This is a genomic window from Pseudomonas sp. PA15(2017), from assembly GCF_001945395.1.
Classification (GTDB): Bacteria; Pseudomonadota; Gammaproteobacteria; order Pseudomonadales; family Pseudomonadaceae; genus Aquipseudomonas.
The window spans coordinates 98,026-119,919 of record NZ_MSXV01000007.1 but is presented as its reverse complement, the minus strand read 5'-3'; the positions used below and the strand labels follow the sequence as shown (position 1 = coordinate 119,919).

The window sequence follows — 21,894 nt, the reverse complement described above, 5'->3', positions numbered from 1 at the left end:
CCTGGCGGCGTATTCTATGCACGGCAAGGCACTTGTAAAGAGGCCCTGAAAGCGCCTGACCACGGGCCGTATGGACAGGTTTACAGCAATGCCGGCGCAGGTAGAATGGCGCCACTTTTTCGCGGATAAGACCGATGGCCTGGCCGACCCTACGACTCATCGCGTTCATCAATGGCATTTTTCTGATCACCCTGGCCATCGGCATGATCGGCCCGATGTTCACGCTGTTCATTTTCGACCGCGCGACGGAAGTGAGCCCCTTCGCCTGGTCGAGCCTGGCCACCTTCATCGCCGGTCTCTCCATGATCGCCCGCGGCAAGCCCCAGGACGTGCATCTGCGCCCCCGCGACATGTACCTGCTGACGGTGTCGAGCTGGCTGATGGTGTGCATCTTCGCCGCGTTGCCGTTCATGTTCACCCAGCACATGAGCTACACCGATGCCTTCTTCGAAAGCATGTCGGGCATCACCGCCACCGGCGCCACGGTGCTGATCGGCCTGGACGACATGTCGCCGGGCATCCTGATCTGGCGCTCGATGCTGCACTGGCTCGGCGGCATCGGCTTCATCGCCATGGCGGTGGCGATTCTGCCCATGCTGCGCATCGGCGGCATGCGCCTGTTCCAGACCGAATCCTCGGACCGCTCCGACAAGGTCATGCCGCGCTCGCACATGGTCGCCAAGTACATGGCGGTGGCCTACTTCGGCATCAGCCTGCTCGGCTGCCTGGCCTTCTGGCTGGCCGGCATGAGTGTCTTCGACGCGATCAACCACAGCATGTCGGCGATTTCCACGGGTGGGTTCTCCACCTCAGACCTGTCCTTGGCCAAATGGACGCAGCCGGCCGTGCACTGGGTCGCAGTAGTACTGATGATTCTCGGCAGCCTGCCCTTCGTGCTCTACGTGTCGACCCTGCGCGGCAATTTCGGCGCCGTGCTGGGCGACCAGCAGGTACGCGGTTTTCTCGGCATCCTGCTGAGCGTCTGGCTGTGCATGGGCACCTGGTATTACTTCACCACCGATCTGCACTGGCTCGATGCCCTGCGCCACGTGGCCGTGAATGCCACCTCGGTGATGACCACCACCGGCTTCGCCCTGGGTGACTACTCGCTGTGGGGCGGCTTCGCCGGGATGCTGTTCTTCTACCTGGGCTTCATCGGCGGCTGCTCGGGCTCCACCGCCGGTGGCTTGAAGATCTTCCGCTTCCAGGTCGCCTACATCCTGCTCAAGGCCAACCTGATGCAACTGGTGCACCCGCGCGCGGTGATCAAGCAGCAATACAACCGCCATCGCCTGGACGAAGACATCGTTCGCTCGATCCTGACCTTCTCGTTCTTCTTCACCATCATCATCGCCGTGCTGGCCCTGGCCCTGACCCTCTGCGGCCTGGACTGGATCACCGCCCTGAGCGGCGCCGCCAGCACCGTTGCCGGCGTCGGCCCGGGCATGGGCCCGATCATCGGCCCGGCCGGCACCTACGCCAGCCTGCCGGACATGGCCAAGTGGCTGCTGACCCTGGGCATGCTGATGGGCCGCCTGGAAATCCTCACCGTGCTGGTGCTGCTGATGCCGGCGTTCTGGCGCCACTGATCCCGACCACTGCAGACGACCCGGAATCGGCCTAAACTCTCCTGACATAACAACAACAGGAAGCCGCCGATGAGCAGCCAGCCTAGTGAGCGTTTCAACTCCTTCGCCGAGTTCTATCCCTACTACCTGGAAGAACACCGCCACCCGACCTGCCGGCGCCTGCATTATGTCGGCAGCCTGCTGGTGCTGGTTGTGCTCGGCTGCGCGCTGATCAGTGGGCAATGGCTGTGGCTGTTGACCCTGCCGGTGATTGGCTATGGCTTTGCCTGGATCGGCCACTTCGCCTTCGAACGCAATCGCCCCGCCACCTTCCAGTACCCGCTGTATTCGCTGATGGGCGACTGGGTGATGCTCAAGGACATGCTCACCGGACGCATTCGTTTCTGAACGGCGGCCAGGTGCACCGTCCCCCACAGGGATTGGCGGCGCCACGGCACTGCGCCTTTGCCGCCCGGCCTTGCAGCGTATATGATCCCAACTTTCCGCTGGCCCCGTCCGCACGCCGCTTGCAGCCTGGCGATCGGTCATGCAGTCGGACTTTCAACAGGGGTCGCCGCTAGCGCATGAATCTAACTCTTCCCACCATTCCAAATGGCCTGCCGTCACTGCTCACCCGCGAGTATTATTCGCGCATGCTGGCCTATCTCGCCGTGGCCGCCAGCGTCGCGGCTGGCACCTACGTGCAGGCGTTCAGCCACACCCTGCTGTGGATCGTGCCTTACGCACTGCTCTATCCGCACCTGGCGCACTGGCTGAGCAAGCGCTTTCGCGACGGCCATCGCCACCGCACCCTGATGACCTTGCTGTTCGTCGATGCTCTGCACTGTGGGGCGTTCGCCGCGCTGCTGGGCTTTTCCGTGGTGCCCAGCCTGATGTTCCTGCTGACCCTGAGCTTCAGCACGCTGATCGTCGGTGGCTTGCGCGACATGAGCCTGGCACTGCTGGTCGCGTTCAGCGGCACATTGCTCACCGCCTCGCTCACCGAGCTGCACATAGCCCCGGAAACACCGGCGCTGGTGGCCCTGGTGAGCATCACGTTCACCACCCTCTACATCTGCATCTCCGCCTACTTCGTGCACCAGCAGGGCATCCGCCTGACGCAGGTGCGCAACCAGATCAAAGGTGAGCAGGAAAAGGCCGCGCGCCTGGCCAGGAGCCTGGCCAAGTACCTGTCGCCACAGGTGTGGGAGTCGATCTTCAGCGGCAAGAAGCACGTGCGCCTGGAAACCCAGCGCAAAAAGCTCACGGTGTTCTTTTCCGACATCCGCGGCTTCACCGAGCTGTCCGAAGAGCTGGAAGCCGAGGCCCTGACGGATCTGCTCAACACCTATCTCAACGAGATGTCGAAGATCTGCATGAAGTTCGGCGGCACCATCGACAAGTTCATCGGCGACAGCGTGATGGTGTTCTTCGGTGACCCGAGCAGCCAGGGCGCCAAGAAGGACGCCATGGCCGCGGTGTCGATGGCCATCGCCATGCGCAAGCACATGAAGGTGCTGCGCCAACACTGGCGTGCCCAGGGCATCACCAAGCCATTGGAGATCCGCATGGGCCTCAACACCGGTTATTGCACGGTGGGCAACTTCGGCGCCGATACGCGCATGGACTACACCATCATCGGCCGCGACGTGAACCTCGCCAGCCGCCTAGAGAGCGCCGCTGAAGCCGGCGAGATCCTGATCTCCCACGAGACCTATTCGCTGATCAAGGACGTGATCATGTGCCGCGACAAGGGCCAGATCAACGTCAAGGGCTTCACCCGTCCGGTGCAGATCTACCAGGTGGTGGACTTCCGCCGCGACCTGGGTGCCAGCTCCAGTTACGTCGAGCACGAACTGCCCGGTTTCTCCATGTACCTGGACACCAACGGTATCCAGAACTTCGACAAGGAACGGGTCATTCAGGCCCTGCAGCAGGCCGCCGAGAAGCTGCGCGACAAGATCATCATGTGACGCCTGCGGCTGCTCAGCAGCTGCGCGCCGCGGTCGCCAGGCGTTCGCTACAGGCCGGGGCGCCGTTGAGCAGCGGCTGACTGGCGAGAAACTCCAGCGCCGATGCCCGCCAGGACTGCCGCTCCGCCTCCCTGGCGCAGCGTCCGCGGTCGAGTTCCAGCGCCGCGAGGCAGGCTTCACGCAGATCCTTGCCAAGCACGCCGGTGACGCCCGGCACTACCACATCCAGCGGCCCGGCCACGGCAAAGGCTGCCACCGGCGTACCGCAGGCCTGGGCCTCGAGCATCACCAGGCCGTAGGTGTCGGTAAGCGACGGAAACACCAGCACGCTGGCGCGCCGATAGAAATCAGCAAGCGCCTCGCCATGCTGATAGCCGAAGAACTTAACCCCCGGATACGCCTGCTCCAGGATCGGACGTTGCGGGCCATCACCCACCACCCACTTCTCACCCGGCAATTGCAGGTCGAGAAACGCCTGCAGGTTTTTCTCCGGTGCGATACGCCCGACATACAGGAAGACCGCACTTACCGGCGCAGCGAGCCCCGGCCTGGGTGCGAAGCGCCGTGTATCCACGCCCTTGCGCCACAGCACCAGACGCTCGAGCCCGCGCCCGGCCAACCCGGTGCGCAAGCGCTCGGTACTGACCAGCACCGCCTGGCTGCGCCGGTGGAACAGGCGCAAACAGGCATAGCCCACGCCCAGCCCGATCCAGCTGCAGCGCGCCGTCAGGTACTCGGGAAAGCGCGTATGCACTGCACTGGAAAACGCCAGGCCACTGCGTAGTAGCCAGCGCCTGGCGGCCCAGCCCAGCGGGCCCTCGGTCGCCAGATGCACGCAGTCCGGTGCGAAGGCTTCGATGGCCGGGCCGACGCGCCACAGGTTCCAGGCCAGGGGAATTTCCCCATAGCTCGGGCACGGTATGCAGCGAAAAGCCTGCGGCGACAGCACCTCGACCTGGTGCCCCATTTCGCGCAACTCGCCAACCAGTGCCTGCAGGCTGGTGACCACGCCGTTGACCTGGGGCGCCCAGGCGTCACTGACGATCAGCAGCCTCATGCCGCCGGCTCGATGAACGCCACCTTGTCGGCCTGAAGCTGCGCCAGTCGCTGCTGTTCCTCGGCCAGGCGGTAGAGCTCGATGCGGCCGTCCGGGTGCTCGATCAGCGCCGTGCAGGACTCGACCCAGTCGCCGCAATTGAGGTACTCGACGTCACCCAGCTTGCGGATCTCGGCATGGTGGATGTGCCCGCAGACCACGCCATTGAACCCCCGGCGCGCGCACTCGTGGGTGATCGCCTCCTCGAAGTCGCTGATGAAGTTCACCGCCGTCTTCACCTTGTGCTTGAGGTAGGCCGACAATGACCAGTAGCCATAGCCATAGCGGCGCCGCCAGTGGTTGAGCCAGCGGTTGAGCACCAGGGTCACCGTGTAGGCCGAGTCGCCGAGAAACGCCAGCCAGCGGTGGTAGCGCGTGATGACGTCGAACTGGTCGCCATGAATGACCAGCAACTTGCGACCATCGGCGGTCACGTGCTCGGCTTCGTCGACCAGTTGGATGTTGCCCAGCAGCAACGTGGAGTAGCGGCGCAGGAATTCGTCGTGGTTGCCGGTGACGTAGATGACCTCGGTACCGCGCTTGCTCATGGTCAGCAGGCGACGGATCACGTTGGTGTGCGCCTGGGGCCAGTAGATGCCGCCCCGCAGCTTCCAGCCGTCGATGATGTCGCCCACCAAATAGATCCGCTCGGCCTGGTAGCGTTTGAGAAATGCCGCCAGGTGCTCGGCCTGGCTATCGCGCGTGCCCAGGTGCACGTCGGAGATCCACAGCGTACGTACCCGCTGCTTGCGGCTCGGCCTTACCAGGGGTTCGATGCTCATCGGGCAGTCTCCGGCAGATTTTGGCCGAGCTTGCGCGAACGCGGTGAAGTGATTGTGAACGCGACATGGCAATTCGATGACGACCGTGTTCTGGCCGCCCACTAACGTGCCCGTGCGCGCAAAGAGTCTCCCACGGCGTAAAGCGGCGCCACCGCTCGAGGCGTTCGCCATGTCAGCGCTTTCGTCGGCTCGCCACCATGAAGCAAGGCGTGCTGGTTTCACGCACAGGCGACGGCTAACTGAGGCGTGGCGCCGCGCTGCTGCGTTTCAACTTCTGGCGGGGTGATCGTTATGGCCCAGGTCGCGGGCCGGGTCGATCCGGTCGCGTACCCGCTGCTTGAGCACTTTGGCCTCGGGATAGCCGCCGTCGGCCTTGCGCTCCCAGATCTCCACGCCGTTGCACTGGATGCGGAATGTGCCGCCGGTGGCCGGCTCGAGGCTGACCCTGGCCAGGTCATCGGCGAAGGTTGAGAGCAGCTCCTGAGCCAACCAGGCCGCGCGCAGCAGCCATTGGCACTGGGTGCAATAGGTAATGGTCACTACGGCTTTGTCAGGTGTCATGGGTCGTCTCCGCGGCTAAGACGGCTATCTTAGCGCCGAAGAGCATTGCCTTGCGCGAGATCGATGGTGGGTGCGAACACCAGCATCGCGGCAGCGCCACAATCGCTTCGCGCCGAGGTTGGCGCTACTGCGCGAGACTCACGCCGATGCCGGTGCCTCTACGCGATACGCGCAAGCAGCTCGCGGGCTTCCTGTTTCTCGTGCTCGTTGCCTTCGTTGATCACCTCGTTGAGGATGTCGCAGGCAGCTTCCAGGTCATCCTGTTCGATATAGGCCATCGCCAGGTTGAGCTTGGTGAGGTTCTGGTGGTTGGTAACAAAACGATCGGCGTCCTCGGACGGGTCTGCCGGCAGCTCGTCCAGTTCCAGCCATTCCTCCTGCGGCCCCTCCTCCTCGACCAGCATGGTGCCGGCGAACGGGCTGTGCACGTCATGGCCGAAGATATCTTCTGGCATCTCTTCGGCCACCCCCGGCGTATCCGCCTCGGCACCAGGGCGCTTCTTGCGCGCCGCGTTTTCGAAGGGGTTCACCAGATCCCAGTCGGCATCCAGCGACAGGTCATCGAGGTTGAGCTGGAAGTCGTCCTCCTGGGGTTTTTGCTGAGGTGCTGTCGTCGCAACCTCATCCAGATCCAGGGTCAGGTCTTCCAGCGGCCCCAGCGGCTCCAGTTCATCGGCGGCTGGCTGGGCGAACAGCGCCGGGTAGCCCGCCTTGAGCGCGTCGATCCGGGCACCGTCGAAGCCCGCCTGACGCAAGCGCGTTTCTTCTTCGGCGAAGACGACGACATTGCCCTTTTGCGCCAGCACCTCGAGCAGCCGGAAGCCGATATCCAGGCGTTGCGGGTTGGCTTCGGACGCTTGGCGCAATACCGATACCGCTTCGCCCAGGCGGCCATAGGCCAGGTAGATATTGGCGGCGTCCAGCGGATCGGTAGAGCTGGTATCGGCACGTTGAACGATCGGCGCTCGCACCGGCGGCGGTACGTCCACCTCCGCGGCACGCGGCGCAACGACGGGCTCGACGGGCTCGGCCACAGGCGCCTGTAGCACCGGCGGCACGACGATCACCGGCTCGGCAATGACCTGTGGATCGGCTTTGCGCTTGCGTTTGAACAGCACCAGCAGCAGCGCCAGCAACCCCAACAGGGCAGCCATCAGGATGTTCCAAAGGCTCCAGAAACCCTCTGCCTGAGCCGGCGGCGCCGCGGTGGCGGCCGGTGCCGGAGCGGGCTGTGGGGTAGCGCCTGGCGCGGCGGCTTGTGGCGCCGGCTCAGCGGGCGTGATCGGCGCAGCTGCCGGGCGCTGAGCCAGTTGTTCGAGCAACTGGGCGATCTGCTGATCACGCGCGTCCATGCGCGTCATCATGTCCTTCAGCTGGTTCTGCACGGTCAACAGATCCTGCTGCAGCTGCAGGTTCTCGGCGGTGCGGTTGGCAACCTCTTCCTCGACACGGCGGATCTGCGCCAGCACCTCGACCTGCGGTTCGGCAGGTTGTTGGGGAGCGGTGTCAGGAATGATCTGCGCTGGTGCGGCAGGCTGTGCAGGCGCGGCGGAGTCGGCAGGCTGAGCCCGCGCGGCCTCGGCCACCCGCGCGTGATCGGGCAACAGCAGTGAGGCGCCAGCACGCAGGCGATGGATATCACCGTTGCTGAACGCATCAGGGTTGAGCGCATGGATGTCGAGCATCAGATCCTGCAACGACGACTTGTCGCCATCGACGCGCAGCTTGGAAGCGATGGTCCACAGGCTCTCGCCGCTGGCCACCTGGTATCGCTCACCGCGGCTGGCAATCGGCGTGCGCCGTGGTGGCGCGTAGGACGTGAACTGCTGGTCGGCCAACGGCGCGGCCTGGCTGCTGTAGGCGGACGAAGACGGCGGATCGAGCAGCACCGTGTACTCGCGCAGCAACTGCCCGCCGGGGCGCTTCAACTCGACGATGAAGTTCAGATAGGGTTCGCGCACAGGCTGGTTGGACACCACCCGCACGACGCTCTTGCCGCCACGCAGCAAGGGGCTGAAGCGCAAATCGTTGAGGAAATAGACGCGATCGACGCCGGCCCGGTTGAAGGCATCGGCTGGCGCCAACGCCACCTTGATATCCGAGGCGGTCATGTCGTCGCTCACCGCCAGCAACTGGATTTCAGCGTTCAGCGGCTGATTGAGCGCCGAATGCAGGGTGATCTCACCCAGCCCCAGCGCAGGCGCCAGCCCCGAATAGAACGCCGAGCTCGATGCCAGGCCGATTAGCAGGTGGCGAACATGAGTCATAAAAGCTCCCGATAACTCCGCTCGAAAACAGTTGCAGCGGCTCTAACCGGGCCGACGATTCTGCAATATGCGGCGTGCATAGCGCTGCCTCGGCAAACGCTCCTTGTCCCACCGAGTAGTGAGTACGGTCATAATTCAAAGACTTGCGAGTTTCTCGAGCCGTACAGCTCATATCGGTCGAGCATTTGGCCATCATACGCAAAAAGTCAGAAATACGGCTAGTAATGTGATGGCCGTCAACGTAGTGACGGCCGCAAGCGCCATGCCGCGAGTATCGTCAGTGCGAACAACGCGCCCATCAGCCAGAAACTCTGCTGGAACGCCAGCACTTCGGCAGGGAAATCACCGCCCTCCTGGCGATGCCGCCACTCCAGGAAAAAAGTCAGAAGGTTAACCCCGAATGCCCCGCCCAGTTGCCGCACGAAGGTGATCGCACCTGCGCCGTGGGGCACCTGCTCACGGTCGAGCGCATCCAGGGCGCCAGTGGTCAGCGCCGGCAGCAGGATACCGAGGCCGATCCGCCCGACACAGGCCCAGAAGCACAGCACGACAAAGGAAGCCCCGGGTTCCAGCCAGCCAAGGCCGACCGACGACACCACCAGCGCGAGCAGGCCCGCAACCAGCAGCACGGCCGTCGACAGGTGATCGCTCAGCCGCCCGCCCATGAACGAGGCAATGCCCATCACGATGCCGGTCGGCAACAGCAGCAGGCCTGCCCAGCCCGCGCTGTAGCCCTCGATGGCCTGCACGTGCAGTGGGATGATGTAGGTGGTGCCGTACAGGCCCATACCGAGTGCCAGCGCCACCCAACTGGCCTTGCGAAAACCGACGTGCCGCCACAACGCCAGCGGCAGCAGGGGCTGGCTGCTGAAGCGGCTGCGCCACAGAAAACCGGCGATGGCCGCCACGCCGACTAAGCCCGGCGCCCATACGCGTGGCTCGGCCCAGGCGAAACGCTGGGCTTCGGCCAAGGCGCCGAGGGTGGCGAACAGGCCGACGTTGAGCAGCACAAACGCCCACAGATCGAGAAACGGCGTGTCGCGCTGGCGCTCGCTGGGCATCAGGAACAGCCCGGCCAGCATGGCCAGAAAGCACATCGGCAAGGGCAGCCAGAACACCGCGTACCAGCCGAAGATATCGACCAGATAGCCGCCGATGGTCGGCCCCAGGGTGGGCGCGATCATCACGCCCAGCCCATAGGCGCCCAGTGCAGCGCCGCGGCCGCCGCCCGCGAACACCCGGAAGATCAGCACCATGGCCAGCGGCTGGACGATACCGGCGCACAAGCCCTGGATGATGCGCAAGGTGATCAGTTGCCAGGCCGCGCTGGCGACCAGGGCGAGCAGCGAGGTCACGATGAACACGGCCAGCCCGGCCTGCGCCGTGGCCCTGGCGCCGAAACGCGCCTGGGCCCAGGCGGAAAGCAGCAGCCCGGAGGTCATCGACGCGAGAAAGCCCGTGGACAGCCACTGGGCCACGGGGCGGCCGATGCGAAAGTCGGCCATGATCGCCGGCAGCGCGACGTTGACGCTGGTCGAAGCCAGAATCATCGCCATGCTGCCAAGCATCAGCACGATCAGCAGGTAAGTCGGATAGCGTGGCCCGTAGCGTCTCTGCAACAGAGACAGGTCCTGCATCAACGCCGCTCCAGGTTACCCAGAATGCGTGCGTGCACTTGCTGGCAACGGCGCAGGTCTTCCTGGTCGATGCCGGCGAACAACTCCTCGCGCAATTGCGTGGAAATCGCCTCGATCTTCTCGATCAGCGGCTTGGCGGACGGACACAGGGCGATTTTCTTGGCGCGGCGATCTTCCGGCACCGCATGGCGTACCACCAGGCCCTGAGCCTCCAGGCTGTCGAGCAGCCGGGCCAGCGTCGGCCCTTCTACCCCGACGCTCTGCGCCAGCTCACGCTGGGTCGGCAGCTCGGCGAAACGACCGATATGCAACAGTACCAGCCAGCGGGCCTGGGAAAGGCCCAGTCCGGCGAGGCGACGGTCGAGTTCTGCGCGCCAGGCGCGGGATAATTGCGCCACCTGCATGGCGAAACGATGGGGTTCGGATGGGGACATGGAGGCCGCTCTTGGAATTATCAAAAACTAATTATTAGTGAGCTAACCATAGCTTTCAGCAGAGAGCAAGGTTGCCGTCGTAACCAGGCAAACCCCTGTCGCCTATTCGATCAGGCTTCGAACTCGGCCTGCAGCGCAGCGCGCACGCAGTGCAGCACGCCCTCTTCCAGGCGGCCGGCGAAAAGCGGGCTGACCTCGGCGACCGACGGTAACTCGCCCTCCCCATCGAGGAAGGCATCCTGGATTTCACCCAGCAGCTCCTCAGGCAGATCGAGGGCCTGCTGCAAGGAAATCTGCTGTTCGGCGATGGCTTCGGCGAGCATTGCGTAGGCACTTTTCAGGCTGCATCCCAGCTGAGCGGCGATCTGGCTCGGCGTCATGCCGGCGCGAGCCAGGCTGACCAGCTCGTGACGCAGATCGACCACCGGAGCCGGTGTATCGGCACCGGCCAGCACTTCCAGGAAGGCCTCGCCGTAACGCTCCAGCTTGCGCGCGCCGACACCGCTGACGCGGGCCATCTCGGCCATGGTGGTCGGCTTGCTGCGCAACATTTCCAGCAGCGTGGCATCGGGGAAGATCACATAAGGCGGCACCGCGTGCTCTTCAGCCAAGCGCTTGCGCAGCGCGCGCAGCGCTTCCCACTGCTCGCGCTCGTCACTGCGGACCAACTGCCGTGCGGCGCTGCCGGAGGCCTTGGCGCTCTGCTGCGGCTTGAGGTCACGGCGCAACTGCAGGCTCACCTCGCCGCGTAGCAGCGGCCGACAGCTGTCGGACAGCCGCAAGCCGCCAAAACCTTCCAGGTCGACATCCGCCAGGCCGCGAGCGACCAACTGGCGGAACAGCGAACGCCATTCACCCTCGCTGAGCGCACTGCCCACGCCGAAGACCGACAGGTGCTGATGACCGAGGCCGCGCATCTTCTCGTTGTCGCGGCCGAGCAGAATGTCCACCAGATGGCCGACGCCATAACGCTGGCCGCTGCGATAGATCGCCGACAGCGCCTGGCGGGCCGGCTCGGTGGCGTCCCAGGTCTGCACGCCGTCGGTACAGTTGTCGCAATGCCCACAGGGTTGCGGCAGTTCTTCATCGAAATAGGCCAGCAGCACCTGGCGGCGACAGCGGGTCTCCTCGCACAGCGCCAGCATGGCGTCGAGCTTGTGCTGCTCCACGCGTTTATGGCGCTCGTCGCCTTCGGAATTGGCGAGCATCTGCTTAAGGAAAATCATGTCCTGCAGGCCGTAGGCCATCCAGGCATCAGCCGGCAAGCCATCGCGCCCGGCCCGACCGGTTTCCTGGTAGTAGGCTTCCAGGGACTTGGGCAGATCCAGGTGCGCGACGAAGCGCACGTTGGGCTTGTCGATGCCCATGCCGAAGGCGATGGTCGCCACCATGATCAGGCCTTCCTCGTTGAGAAAGCGCTTCTGGTTGAAGGCGCGCAACTCGGCGGGCAGGCCAGCGTGATAGGGCAACGCCGGAGAGCCCTGCTCGGTGAGGAAGCTCGCCACCTCTTCGACCTTCTTGCGTGACAGGCAATAGACGATGCCGGCATCGCCCTTGCGTGCTGCCAGGAATGCCAGCAACTGCTTGCGTGGCTGCTCCTTGGGCACGATGCGGTAGAAGATGTTGGGGCGGTCGAAGCTCGACAGAAAGCGCTCGGCGTTCTGCAGGTGCAGGCGATTGACGATTTCCTCGCGGGTGCGCATGTCCGCGGTGGCCGTCAGGGCGATGCGCGGAACCTGAGGGAAAAGCTCGGCCAATTGGCCCAACTGCAGGTACTCGGGGCGGAAATCATGGCCCCATTGCGATACGCAGTGGGCTTCATCGATGGCGAACAGGGCGATCTGCAGCTGCTGCAGGAAATCCAGCATGCGCGGCTGCACCAGGCGCTCCGGTGCGAGATAGAGCATCTTGATCTCGCCGCGACGGATGCGTGCGGCGATGTCGCGCTGCTGTTCGGCCTCCAGCGTCGAGTTCAGCGCCACGGCCGCTACGCCCAGCTCTTCCAGGGTGGCCACCTGATCGTCCATCAGCGCGATCAGCGGCGAGACCACCACCGCCAACCCCTCACGCAGCAGCGCCGGAACCTGGAAACACAGCGACTTGCCACCGCCAGTGGGCATCAGCACCAGCGCATCGCCGCCGCTGGCCACGCGCTCGATGATCGCGCCCTGGCGACCCCGGAAGCTGTCATAGCCGAATACGTCTTTGAGGATGCGTTGCGCCTGCTCGAGCATGTAGGGTCTCCGAATCAAGCGACGCATTATACGCACCTGTGCCGCCAGGTGCGTTCTTGAAGCCTTTCTTTACCTGCAACTCTGGCTGGCGGAGCCGGTCTGCACTTGCAGGCTTGCTGAAAAAAGCCGGACCAAGCCGCCGCAGCCTGTTTCGGGCGTGGCAACGGCAACGCAGATAGTTTTTCAACAGCCTGCTAGAATCCAGCCTCGTTTACTTCTTCTTCAAGGTAGCCACTGATGTCCTTCGCCGAGCAACTGTCCCGCCTGCAAGCCTTTCTCGATGCTGATGATCTGCATGAAGAGGCTCTGGACTATGTCGCCGCCCATGGCTACCTGACGGCGCTGTCCATCTGCCCGGAAAAGATCGAGCCGCGCGAGTGGATCGACGCCCTGTTCTCCGAGCCACCGCACTATCGCAGTGACGAGGAGCGCGACGAGATCGAAGCCACCCTGATCCAGCTGCAGGCCCATATCGCCCGTCAACTGGCCAGCGACGACGAGCCGGAAGTGCCGTGCGACCTCGACCTCGGCGACGAGCCGGACGACTCCGACCTGCGCGGCTGGTGCATCGGTTTCATGGAAGGCGTGTTCCTGCGCGAGAGCGTGTGGTTCGACGATGCCGAAGACGAAGTCAGCGAGCTGCTGCTGCCGATCATGGTCGGTTCGGGCCTGTTCGACGAACAGCCGGAATTCGCCGAAATCGCCCGTGACCGCGACCTGGTCGACAGCATGGTCGATCAGATCCCCGAGCTGCTGACCGCCCTGTTCCTGCTGTGCAACGCTCCCGACGAGAAGCCGGCGCTGCTCAAGCCCCGCCATCACTAACAGCGACGCCATCGTCTTGGCGCGCGAACCCTTCGAGACCCGCAACCCACTGCTGCGCTATTGCCTGCTGACCATCGGCTGGCTGAGCGTGGCGCTGGGCGTGCTCGGCATATTCCTGCCGCTGCTGCCCACCACCCCATTCCTGCTGCTGGCTGCGGCGTGTTTCATGCGCAGCTCCAAGCGCTTCTATCTGTGGCTGGTCGAGCACCCGCGACTAGGTCCGTGGATTCGCGACTACCTGGCCGGCGAAGGCATCCCACGCAAGGCCAAGATCTACGCCATCAGCCTGATGTGGCTGAGCATTGGCCTCTCTTGCTGGCTGGTGCCGCTGATCTGGGCGCGATTGTTCATGCTCACCAGTGCCGTATTGGTCAGCCTGTACATCCTCAAGCAGAAGACCCTGCCGGATCGCCGCTGAACGATCACAGCTAGCGCTTCTACCGCAAGGCGCGTGTGGCGTCACACATCCGATGGCGCATCCGAGCGCTTGGGCCCATTGGTTGCTCGAAGGCAGAAGCAGTCGTTCGCGTAACCAGTAGGAGGGGCTTTAGCCCCGAGCTTTCTATCAAGGCAAACGAAGAGCTCGGCGCTAAAGCCCCTCCTACAAGTATTCCGTTCACAGGCCGCTTTCGCCACATGGCTGCCGACCCGCATCAAGACGCCCCTGGCCGGGCTTCAGTAAGGCGCTCGAGCTGCAAATAGCGCGCCTATCGCACATCCCTCTCGAACGCCGCCTCCAGCGCATCGTTGATGGTGCGCAGCACCTTGACCCGGGCAAATTGCTTGTCGTTGGCCTCGACCAGCGTCCACGGCGCCAGGCGGGTGCTGGTACGGTCGACCATGTCGCCAACCGCCTCGCGGTACAGCGGCCACTTCTCGCGGTTGCGCCAATCTTCTTCGGTGATCTTGAAGCGCTTGACCGGATTGCTCTCGCGCTCGCGAAAACGCAGCAGCTGGGTCTGCTCGTCGATGGCCAGCCAGAACTTCACCAGCACCACGCCGGCGTTGCTCAGCTGCTCCTCGAAATCATTGATCTCGCCATAGGCGCGCAACCAATCCTCGGGCGTGCAGAAGCCTTCCACCCGCTCCACCAGCACACGGCCGTACCAGGAGCGATCGAACACCGTGAACTTGCCGCGTGCCGGGATGTGCCGCCAGAACCGCCACAGATAAGGCTGTGCACGCTCCTCTTCGGTCGGCGCGGCGACCGGCACGATGCGATATTGGCGCGGGTCCAGCGCTGCCGCCACACGGCGAATCGCGCCGCCCTTGCCGGCCGCGTCATTGCCCTCGAACACCGCGACCAGCGCGTGGCGGCGCATGCGCTTGTCGCGCATCAGCTGCGCCAGGCGCGCCTGCTCCTGCGCCAGCTGTTCGCGGTAGTCGGCCTTGGCAAGGCTCAGGCGCATATCCAGGCTGTCGAGCAGGCTGCGCTGGTCGGTGCGTGTCATCAGCGGCGTGGTATGTGGCAACGGCGCCCGCTCGGCGCTATCACGCAGCGCCGCCTGCAAGCCCTCGAGCAGGATGCGCCCGACCGTCAGGCTGCGGTAATTGGCATCGGCGCCCGCCACGATGTACCAGGGCGCGTAATCACGGCTGGTGCGGCGCAGCACGTCTTCGCCGGCGCGCACGAACTTGTCGTAGGTCTTCGATTGCTGCCAGTCCAACGGGCTCAGGCGCCAGCTGTGCAACGGGTCGTCCTGCAGCGTCTCGAGCCGCTTGAGCATCTGTTTCTTGGACAGATGGAACCAGAACTTGAAGATCAGCGTGCCTTCGTTGCAGAGCATCTGTTCCAGGCCCAGCGCGCCCTCGATGGCACCGTTGAGCGCATCCTTCTTGAGGTCGCCATGCACCCGGCCCTGTAGCATCTGGCTGTACCAGTTACCGAAGAAAATGCCGATACGCCCCTTGGGCGGCAGTTGTCGCCAGTAGCGCCAAGCGGGCGGGCGGGCCAGTTCCTCGTCGGTCTGCTGGTCGAAGGTGCTGACCTGAATCAGGCGCGGGTCCATCCACTCGTTGAGCAACTTCACCGTCTCGCCCTTGCCAGCGCCCTCGATGCCATTGATCAGGATGATCACCGCATGCCGGCCCTGCTCGCGCAGCGCGTACTGAACTTCGAGCAACGCCTCGCGCAGCACCTGCTCTTCGGCGGCGAACGTGGCCTTGTCGATAACGTGGTCGATCTCGGCGGACTCGAACATAAGCACCTCTTCCTGAACGGTGCATGCAGACTAGGAGCCGTTCACCATCCAGCGCAAGTGACGGCGATCGACGCTAGCAAGCCGACGCATCACGGCTGCGCCCTCGCCCTGCTAGAATCGCCGCCCTGCCCGTTACCGACACCCGACCATGGCCGATCAATACGCACAACTCGACTGGGACGAACAGGGCCAGCCCTCCTCGCGCCAGTATGACGACGTCTACTTTTCCCGGGAAAACGGCCTGGAAGAAACGCGCTACGTGTTTTTGACCAACAACGATCTGCCGCGACGCATGGCCGCCTTGCAACCGGGCGAGCAGTTGGTGATCGGCGAAACCGGCTTTGGCACCGGGCTGAATTTCCTTTGCGCCTGGCAGCGGTTCGATGAGCAGGCACCCGCTGGCGCACGCCTGCATTTCGTCAGCGTGGAAAAACACCCGCTCAGTGAGACGGATCTGCGCCGTGCCCTGGCGCTATGGCCATCCCTGCAGCGCTACAGCCAGCAGTTGCTCCAGGCCTATCGCTGCCTCAACCCGGGCTTCCAGCGCCTGGTGCTCGATGATGGCCGGGTGGTGCTGACGCTGATTGTCGGCGACGCACCGGCCATGCTGCCGCAGCTCGATGCACGCATCGATGCCTGGTTTCTCGACGGTTTCGCGCCCTCGAAAAACCCCGAGATGTGGACGCCCGAGCTGTTCGCGCAACTGGCCAGGCTGAGCGCGCCAGGCACCACCCTGGGCACCTTCACATCCACCGGTTATGTGCGCCGTGGCCTGATCGCAGCGGGCTTTGCCATGAAGCGCGTGCCCGGGCTCGGCAAGAAATGGGAAGTGATGTGCGGCACCTTCACTGGGCAGGCTTCCAGCCAAGCCAAGCCCTGGTTCGCGCGGCCGGCTCATCGTCACGCCGAGCGACGCGCCCTGGTGATCGGCGCCGGGCTGGCCGGCTGCGCCACGGCTGCCAGCCTGGCCAAACGCGGCTGGCAGGTCACCGTGCTGGAGCGCCATGGCGCGGCGGCCCAGGAAGCCTCGGGCAACCCCCAGGGCGTCTTGTACCTCAAGCTGTCCGCCCATGGCACAGCGCTGTCGCGGTTGATCGTCGATGGCTTCGGCTACACCCGTCGGCTGCTCGAATGCCTCCACAAGGGCCAGGATTGGGACGACTGCGGCGTGCTGCAACTGGCCTTCGACGAGCGCGCAGCCCAGCGCCAGGCCAAGCTCGCCGCCGCCTTCCCGAGCACACTGCTGCACTCGCTGGACCGCCAGCAGGCCGAATTGCAGGCAGGTATCGGCCTGGCCAATGGCGGCTTGTTCTACCCTGACGCCGGCTGGGTGCATCCTCCGGCGCTGTGCGCGCAGCTGCTCGACCATCCGGCAATCCGCCTGCAGTGCCACCAGGAGGCACTGGCACTCGAGCACGTCGACGGCCGATGGCAGGCGCTGAGCGGCCGGGAGATACTGGCCGAAGCGCCGGTAGTGGTGATCTGCAGCGCGGCGGATACCCTGCGCTTCCGGCAGAGTGCGCATCTGCCGCTCAAGCGTATCCGCGGGCAGATCAGCCGATTGCCGGCGTCACCGAGCAGCACCGGGCTGAGCACCGTGGTGTGCGCCGAAGGCTATGTCGCGCCGGTGCGACACGGCGAACACACCCTGGGCGCCAGCTTCAACTTCGACAGTGACGACCTCACGCCAAGCAGCGCCGAGCACGCCAGCAATCTGGATCTGCTGCGGGAAATCTCCAGCGACCTGGCCGAGCGCCTCGACGCTGACACCCTCGACCCGGCCACCTTGCAGGGCCGCGCCGCCTTTCGCTGCACCAGCCCGGATTACCTGCCGATCATCGGGCCGCTGGCCGACGCCGAGCAGTTCGCCACCGCCTACGCCGTGCTGGCCCGCGACGCCCGCCAGGTACCGCCGATCCCCTGCCCCTGGCAGCAAGGCCTGTACATCAACAGCGGCCACGGCTCCCGCGGCCTAATCACCGCCCCGCTATCCGGCGAACTGATCGCCGCCTGGCTGGAAGGCGAACCGCTGCCGGTCCCCATCGACGTCGCCGAAGGCTGCCACCCCAACCGCTTCATGTTGCGGCAGTTGATTCGCAAGGGGTAAGTGGACTAAGCGTACCGCCTGCCACCTCGCATTTTCTGCAACAAAGCAGCCTGCCTATTCGCGGGCATGGCCCGCGAAGCGATTGCAGCCTTGCCGGGCAGCCGGGACCTTCCTGTTTCCGGCCATTTCATTGAACGTTCGCCGCGCATGGGGACTCGAAAAAACTCGAGCCTGCTGCGCCGCACCGTTGCGCGCAGCAGCTTTTTCACTGCTCGATCGTCTCCGGCGCGCCCTGGAGCGCACTGGAACTCAGAACCGGTACACCACTGGTACGGACTGACGTTAAGGAGGAACAGAGCCCAGGAAATACGCGGGCTTTATAGACTATGTGCGGAATAGCAGGCGAACTTCGATTCGATAACCAACCGGCCGATCTGGCTGCCGTTGAACGCATCACTCACCACCTCGCCCCTCGCGGCCCGGACGCACACGGCTTCCACAGCCGCGGCCCCGTCGCCTTCGGCCATCGCCGGCTGAAGATCATGGATCTTGCAGAAGCCTCGGGCCAGCCGATGATCGATAACGATCTCGGCCTGTCGATGGTCTTCAATGGCGCCATCTACAACTACCCGGAACTGCGCAGCGAGCTGGAACGGCTCGGCTACCGCTTCTTCTCCGGTGGCGACACCGAGGTGCTGCTCAAGGGCTATCACGCCTGGGGCGCCGACCTGCTGCCCAAGCTCAATGGCATGTTCGCTTTCGCCATCTGGGAGCGCGATAGCGGCCAGCTGTTCATCGCCCGCGACCGCCTGGGCGTCAAGCCGTTGTACCTATCCAAGACCAAGGATCGTTTGCGCTTCGCCTCGAGCCTGCCTGCCCTGATGAAAGGCGGCGATATCGGCAAGACGCTCGACCCCATCGCGCTTAACAATTACTTGAACTTCCATGCCGTGGTGCCCGCCCCCCGCACCATTCTCGCCGGCGTGGAGAAGCTGCCGCCAGCAACCTGGATGCGTATCGACACCAACGGCAAGGTCGAGCAGAAGGTGTGGTGGACGCTGAACTTCGGCCCGAACGCCGACGAAGCCAACTTCACCTTCGAAGACTGGCGCGACGCCACCCTCGACAGCATGCGCGAAGCCGTCGAAATCCGTCAGCGCGCTGCCGTTGATGTCGGCGTGCTGCTGTCCGGCGGTGTCGACTCAAGCATGCTGGTCGGCCTGCTGCGTGAGGCCGGCGTCGAGAACCTGCTGACCTTCTCCATCGGTTTCCAGGATGCCGGCGGCGAGCGCGGCGACGAATTCCAGTATTCGGACCTAATCGCCAAGCGCTTCGAAACCCAGCACCACCAGCTGCGCATCGGCGAGAACGAGATTCTCGATCAGCTGCCAGCGGCCTTCCGCGCCATGAGCGAGCCGATGGTCAGCCACGACTGCATCGCGTTCTACCTGCTCTCGCGGGAAGTGGCCAAGCACTGCAAGGTGGTGCAAAGCGGCCAGGGCGCCGACGAGCTGTTCGCCGGCTATCACTGGTACCCGCTGGTCGACGGGGCGGACGACGCCTACAGCGCCTATCGCAAGGCCTTCTTCGACCGCGAGCACGATGAATACGCCGCCTGCGTACAACCCGCCTGGCTGACCGACGACGTATCCGGCGAATTCGTCCGCCAGCACTTCGCCCAGCCAGGCGCGACCGCCGCCGTGGACAAGGCGCTGCGCCTGGACAGCACGGTGATGCTGGTCGACGACCCGGTCAAACGCGTCGATAACATGACCATGGCCTGGGGCCTCGAAGCGCGCACGCCGTTCCTTGACTACCGCGTGGCGGAATTGTCGGCGCGCATCCCCGGCCAGTTCAAACTGCCGGAAGGCGGCAAGTACGTGCTCAAGGAAGCGGCCCGTAAGGTGATCCCGTCCGAGGTGATCGACCGCAAGAAGGGCTACTTCCCGGTACCAGGCCTCAAGCACCTGGAAGGCGCCACACTGGGCTGGGTACGCGACCTGCTGGTCGACCCGGCCCATGATCGCGGCATCTTCAACCCGCAGATGCTCGACCGCCTGCTTACCGACCCGCAGGGCCAGCTGACGCCGCTACGCGGCTCCAAGCTGTGGCAAATGGCGGCCTTGAACCTGTGGCTGAGCGAACAGGGCCTGTAACGACGAATCGGGGGAGCTACGGCTCCCCCGCTCCCAACTGCAATGGCCGTATCCGCCTCGCCGCGGGTTACCAGACAGGCCAACCGATAGCCGGCAATGCCGGCCATGCGTAAGCAAAGGAACATTCTTCAATGCGAGCCACTGCCCACAACCAACGCCTTCTCCGGGGCCAGTCCCCCTCCTACGAGCGCCTGCAGGCACGGTTTGCCGAGGAGCACGGCGACGGCATCAGCCAACCGCAAATCGTCCATTGTGGCTGGGGCCGTCTGCTGATCGGCCACACTTTTCCGGACGCAGCAGTGCTGGCTGAAGAGCTGCTCAGCGAGCAGCCCGGCGAGCGCGATATCGCACTCTATGTAGCGGCGCCGCAACAGGTGCTGGCCCACGCCCCGCAGCAGCTGTTTCTCGACCCCTCCGACACATTGCGCCTTTGGTTCAGCGACTATCGCCAGGCACGCCGCGGCTTTCGCGGCTTTCGCGTGCGCCGCGCGCAAACCGAGGCCGACTGGCAGGCGATCAACTGCCTGTACCAGACCCGCGGCATGCTGCCGCTCGATCCCGAGAAGCTCACTCCGCGCCACCAGGGTGGCCCCGTCTACTGGCTGGCTGAAGATGAAGACAGCGGCGCAGTGATCGGCAGCGTGATGGGCCTCAATCACCAGAAGGCCTACCAGGACCCCGAACTGGGCAGCAGCCTCTGGTGCCTGGCCGTCGACCCGGCCTGCAGCCGCCCCGGCGTGGGCGAAGTGCTGGTGCGGCACCTGGTCGAACACTTCATGAGCCGCGGCCTCAGCCACCTGGATCTGTCAGTGCTGCACGACAACGGCCAGGCCAAGAAGCTGTACGCCAAACTGGGCTTTCGTGAACTGCAGACCTTCAGCATCAAGCGCAAGAACGGCATCAACCAGCCGCTGTTCCTCGGCCCAGGGCCGGACGACAAGCTCAACCCCTATGCGCGCATCATCGTCGACGAGGCCCGTCGTCGTGGCATCGATGCGCAGATCGACGACGCCGAAGCCGGCCTGTTCACCCTGAGCCAGGGTGGCCGACGCATCCGCTGCCGCGAGTCGCTGACCGACCTGACCAGCGCCGTGACCATGACTCTCTGTCAGGACAAGCGCCTTACCCACCGCACCCTCAGCCGTGCCGGCCTGAGCCTGCCCGCGCAGCGCCTGGCAGGCAGCGCCGAAGACAACGCGGCGTTTCTGGCCGAGCATGGCAGTCTGGTGGTCAAGCCGGTGGACGGTGAGCAAGGCCAGGGGGTTGCCGTCGACCTGCGTACGCCTGCCGATGTGCAGGCCGCTATCGAACGTGCCCGCCCCTTCGATGAACGTGTATTGCTGGAGAGCTACCACGAAGGCTTCGACCTGCGCATCGTGGTCATCGGTTTCGAAGTAGTGGCGGCGGCAATCCGACGCCCAGCAGAAATCCTTGGCGATGGCCGCCATACCATTGGCGAGCTGATCGACGCACAAAGCCGCCGTCGCCAAGCGGCAACCGGCGGCGAAAGCCGTATCCCCAAAGACGCCGAAACCCTGCGCACCTTGCACGCCGCTGGTTACGACTACGACAGCGTGCTGCCCCAGGGCAAGCGCATGGCCGTGCGCAAAACCGCCAACCTGCACACCGGCGGAATCCTTGAAGACGTCACCGGTATCCTGCACCCTACGCTCGCCGATGCCGCCGTCAAAGCTGCCCGTGCGCTGGACATTCCGGTGGTGGGCCTTGACCTGCTGGTGCCTGCGGCGGATCAGCCCGAGTACGTGTTCATCGAAGCCAACGAGCGCGCCGGCCTGGCCAACCATGAACCGCAGCCGACCGCAGAACGTTTTATCGACCTACTGTTTCCGCTGAGCCATGGCGTTGGGGATTGACTGAAGCTTGCCGGTACCGCGGTGCTGCCCCACTCGCCGCGGGTCGCGGCTCCTGCGCGATTCTGGTTACCCCAGCTCGCGCGCAGGAGCGCCGGCCCGGCGCCAAGCAATAAGGCCTCACAACGCCGCCCCTCAGGGTTGAAACCCTATCGGCAAATACAGGTCAGGATGTAACACAGCGCAATTTTCCGTCCGTCGACAGGCGTCACGCAATCACCGCAGACAGACGCCCCGGCGGC

The 21,894-nt window shown here is 64.5% G+C and carries 15 protein-coding genes and 2 pseudogenes; 8 read left to right on the top strand and 9 right to left on the bottom strand.

Annotation, left to right across the window (positions count from 1 at the left end):
• Positions 1-134: 134 nt before the first annotated feature.
• The 3 genes and pseudogenes from BVH03_RS02680 to BVH03_RS02670 all read left to right on the top strand — a co-directional run.
• Entirely contained in the window at positions 135-1,589 is a 1,455-nt protein-coding gene (locus tag BVH03_RS02680) for a TrkH family potassium uptake protein (protein WP_075959764.1), read from the top strand.
• A 69-nt stretch (positions 1,590-1,658) separates the two neighbouring features.
• Positions 1,659-1,976, top strand: coding sequence for an Mpo1-like protein (locus tag BVH03_RS02675; protein ID WP_075959763.1), 318 nt, complete (start codon positions 1,659-1,661; stop codon positions 1,974-1,976).
• Positions 1,977-2,152: 176 nt separating this feature from the next.
• Positions 2,153-3,361 (top strand): annotated as a pseudogene (locus BVH03_RS02670) (adenylate/guanylate cyclase domain-containing protein); the annotation flags it as partial.
• On the opposite strand, the pseudogene BVH03_RS27135 reads toward BVH03_RS02670, so the two are convergent.
• From BVH03_RS27135 to recQ, 8 genes and pseudogenes are all read right to left on the bottom strand, one after another.
• Positions 3,345-3,437 (bottom strand): annotated as a pseudogene (locus BVH03_RS27135) (hypothetical protein); the annotation flags it as partial. The pseudogenes BVH03_RS02670 and BVH03_RS27135 overlap by 17 nt on opposite strands.
• A gap of 117 nt (positions 3,438-3,554) precedes the next feature.
• On the bottom strand, positions 3,555-4,598 hold the full coding sequence (locus BVH03_RS02665; RefSeq protein ID WP_075959761.1) for a glycosyltransferase family 1 protein: 1,044 nt from the start codon (positions 4,596-4,598) through the stop codon (positions 3,555-3,557).
• On the bottom strand, positions 4,595-5,419 hold the full coding sequence (locus tag BVH03_RS02660) for a UDP-2,3-diacylglucosamine diphosphatase (RefSeq protein ID WP_075959760.1): 825 nt from the start codon (positions 5,417-5,419) through the stop codon (positions 4,595-4,597). The genes BVH03_RS02665 and BVH03_RS02660 overlap by 4 nt, the downstream gene beginning before the upstream one ends.
• A 267-nt stretch (positions 5,420-5,686) precedes the next feature.
• Positions 5,687-5,980: a SelT/SelW/SelH family protein gene (locus BVH03_RS02655; RefSeq protein WP_075959759.1), complete on the bottom strand. Its 294-nt coding sequence runs from the start codon at positions 5,978-5,980 to the stop codon at positions 5,687-5,689.
• Positions 5,981-6,138: 158 nt separating this feature from the next.
• Positions 6,139-8,247 carry a FimV/HubP family polar landmark protein gene (locus BVH03_RS02650; protein ID WP_256574604.1) on the bottom strand — a complete coding sequence of 703 codons (2,109 nt, stop codon included), beginning with the start codon at positions 8,245-8,247 and terminating at the stop codon, positions 6,139-6,141.
• A 236-nt stretch (positions 8,248-8,483) separates the two neighbouring features.
• The gene (locus tag BVH03_RS02645; protein WP_075959758.1) at positions 8,484-9,884 is read right to left on the bottom strand and encodes a DHA2 family efflux MFS transporter permease subunit; all 1,401 of its coding nucleotides are present in this window, start codon (positions 9,882-9,884) and stop codon (positions 8,484-8,486) included.
• A complete protein-coding gene (locus BVH03_RS02640) occupies positions 9,884-10,318 on the bottom strand; it encodes a MarR family transcriptional regulator (RefSeq protein WP_075959757.1) in 435 nt (144 codons plus the stop codon). The genes BVH03_RS02645 and BVH03_RS02640 overlap by 1 nt, the downstream gene beginning before the upstream one ends.
• A 110-nt stretch (positions 10,319-10,428) precedes the next feature.
• Positions 10,429-12,552, bottom strand: a complete 2,124-nt coding sequence (recQ, locus tag BVH03_RS02635; protein ID WP_075959756.1) for a DNA helicase RecQ — start codon at positions 12,550-12,552, stop codon at positions 10,429-10,431.
• A gap of 237 nt (positions 12,553-12,789) precedes the next feature.
• Between recQ and BVH03_RS02630 the strand changes: the two genes are divergently transcribed.
• Entirely contained in the window at positions 12,790-13,377 is a 588-nt protein-coding gene (locus BVH03_RS02630; RefSeq protein ID WP_013791085.1) for a YecA family protein, read from the top strand.
• A 16-nt stretch (positions 13,378-13,393) separates the two neighbouring features.
• Positions 13,394-13,795, top strand: coding sequence for a YbaN family protein (locus BVH03_RS02625; RefSeq protein WP_075959755.1), 402 nt, complete (start codon positions 13,394-13,396; stop codon positions 13,793-13,795).
• 289 nt (positions 13,796-14,084) lie between these two features.
• Here the strand turns inward: BVH03_RS02625 and pap are convergent, their stop codons facing one another.
• Entirely contained in the window at positions 14,085-15,578 is a 1,494-nt protein-coding gene (gene pap / locus BVH03_RS02620) for a polyphosphate:AMP phosphotransferase (RefSeq protein WP_075959754.1), read from the bottom strand.
• Positions 15,579-15,726: 148 nt separating this feature from the next.
• Between pap and mnmC the strand changes: the two genes are divergently transcribed.
• The 3 genes from mnmC (at position 15,727) to ngg (ending at position 21,655) form a co-directional block, all read left to right on the top strand.
• Positions 15,727-17,685 carry a bifunctional tRNA (5-methylaminomethyl-2-thiouridine)(34)-methyltransferase MnmD/FAD-dependent 5-carboxymethylaminomethyl-2-thiouridine(34) oxidoreductase MnmC gene (mnmC, locus tag BVH03_RS02615; RefSeq protein ID WP_075959753.1) on the top strand — a complete coding sequence of 653 codons (1,959 nt, stop codon included), beginning with the start codon at positions 15,727-15,729 and terminating at the stop codon, positions 17,683-17,685.
• 326 nt (positions 17,686-18,011) lie between these two features.
• Entirely contained in the window at positions 18,012-19,781 is a 1,770-nt protein-coding gene (locus BVH03_RS02610; RefSeq protein ID WP_075959752.1) for an N-acetylglutaminylglutamine amidotransferase, read from the top strand.
• Positions 19,782-19,912: 131 nt separating this feature from the next.
• Positions 19,913-21,655, top strand: coding sequence for an N-acetylglutaminylglutamine synthetase (gene ngg / locus BVH03_RS02605; protein WP_075959751.1), 1,743 nt, complete (start codon positions 19,913-19,915; stop codon positions 21,653-21,655).
• Positions 21,656-21,894: the final 239 nt, after the last annotated feature.

Coding starts and splice junctions, on each gene's coding strand:
- BVH03_RS02680 (WP_075959764.1), top strand. CDS start 135: ATGGCCTGGCCGACCCTACGACTCATCGCGTTCATCAATGGCATTTTT.
- BVH03_RS02675 (WP_075959763.1), top strand. CDS start 1,659: ATGAGCAGCCAGCCTAGTGAGCGTTTCAACTCCTTCGCCGAGTTCTAT.
- BVH03_RS02665 (WP_075959761.1), bottom strand. CDS start 4,598: ATGAGGCTGCTGATCGTCAGTGACGCCTGGGCGCCCCAGGTCAACGGC.
- BVH03_RS02660 (WP_075959760.1), bottom strand. CDS start 5,419: ATGAGCATCGAACCCCTGGTAAGGCCGAGCCGCAAGCAGCGGGTACGT.
- BVH03_RS02655 (WP_075959759.1), bottom strand. CDS start 5,980: ATGACACCTGACAAAGCCGTAGTGACCATTACCTATTGCACCCAGTGC.
- BVH03_RS02650 (WP_256574604.1), bottom strand. CDS start 8,247: ATGACTCATGTTCGCCACCTGCTAATCGGCCTGGCATCGAGCTCGGCG.
- BVH03_RS02645 (WP_075959758.1), bottom strand. CDS start 9,884: ATGCAGGACCTGTCTCTGTTGCAGAGACGCTACGGGCCACGCTATCCG.
- BVH03_RS02640 (WP_075959757.1), bottom strand. CDS start 10,318: ATGTCCCCATCCGAACCCCATCGTTTCGCCATGCAGGTGGCGCAATTA.
- recQ (WP_075959756.1), bottom strand. CDS start 12,552: ATGCTCGAGCAGGCGCAACGCATCCTCAAAGACGTATTCGGCTATGAC.
- BVH03_RS02630 (WP_013791085.1), top strand. CDS start 12,790: ATGTCCTTCGCCGAGCAACTGTCCCGCCTGCAAGCCTTTCTCGATGCT.
- pap (WP_075959754.1), bottom strand. CDS start 15,578: ATGTTCGAGTCCGCCGAGATCGACCACGTTATCGACAAGGCCACGTTC.
- mnmC (WP_075959753.1), top strand. CDS start 15,727: ATGGCCGATCAATACGCACAACTCGACTGGGACGAACAGGGCCAGCCC.
- BVH03_RS02610 (WP_075959752.1), top strand. CDS start 18,012: ATGTGCGGAATAGCAGGCGAACTTCGATTCGATAACCAACCGGCCGAT.
- ngg (WP_075959751.1), top strand. CDS start 19,913: ATGCGAGCCACTGCCCACAACCAACGCCTTCTCCGGGGCCAGTCCCCC.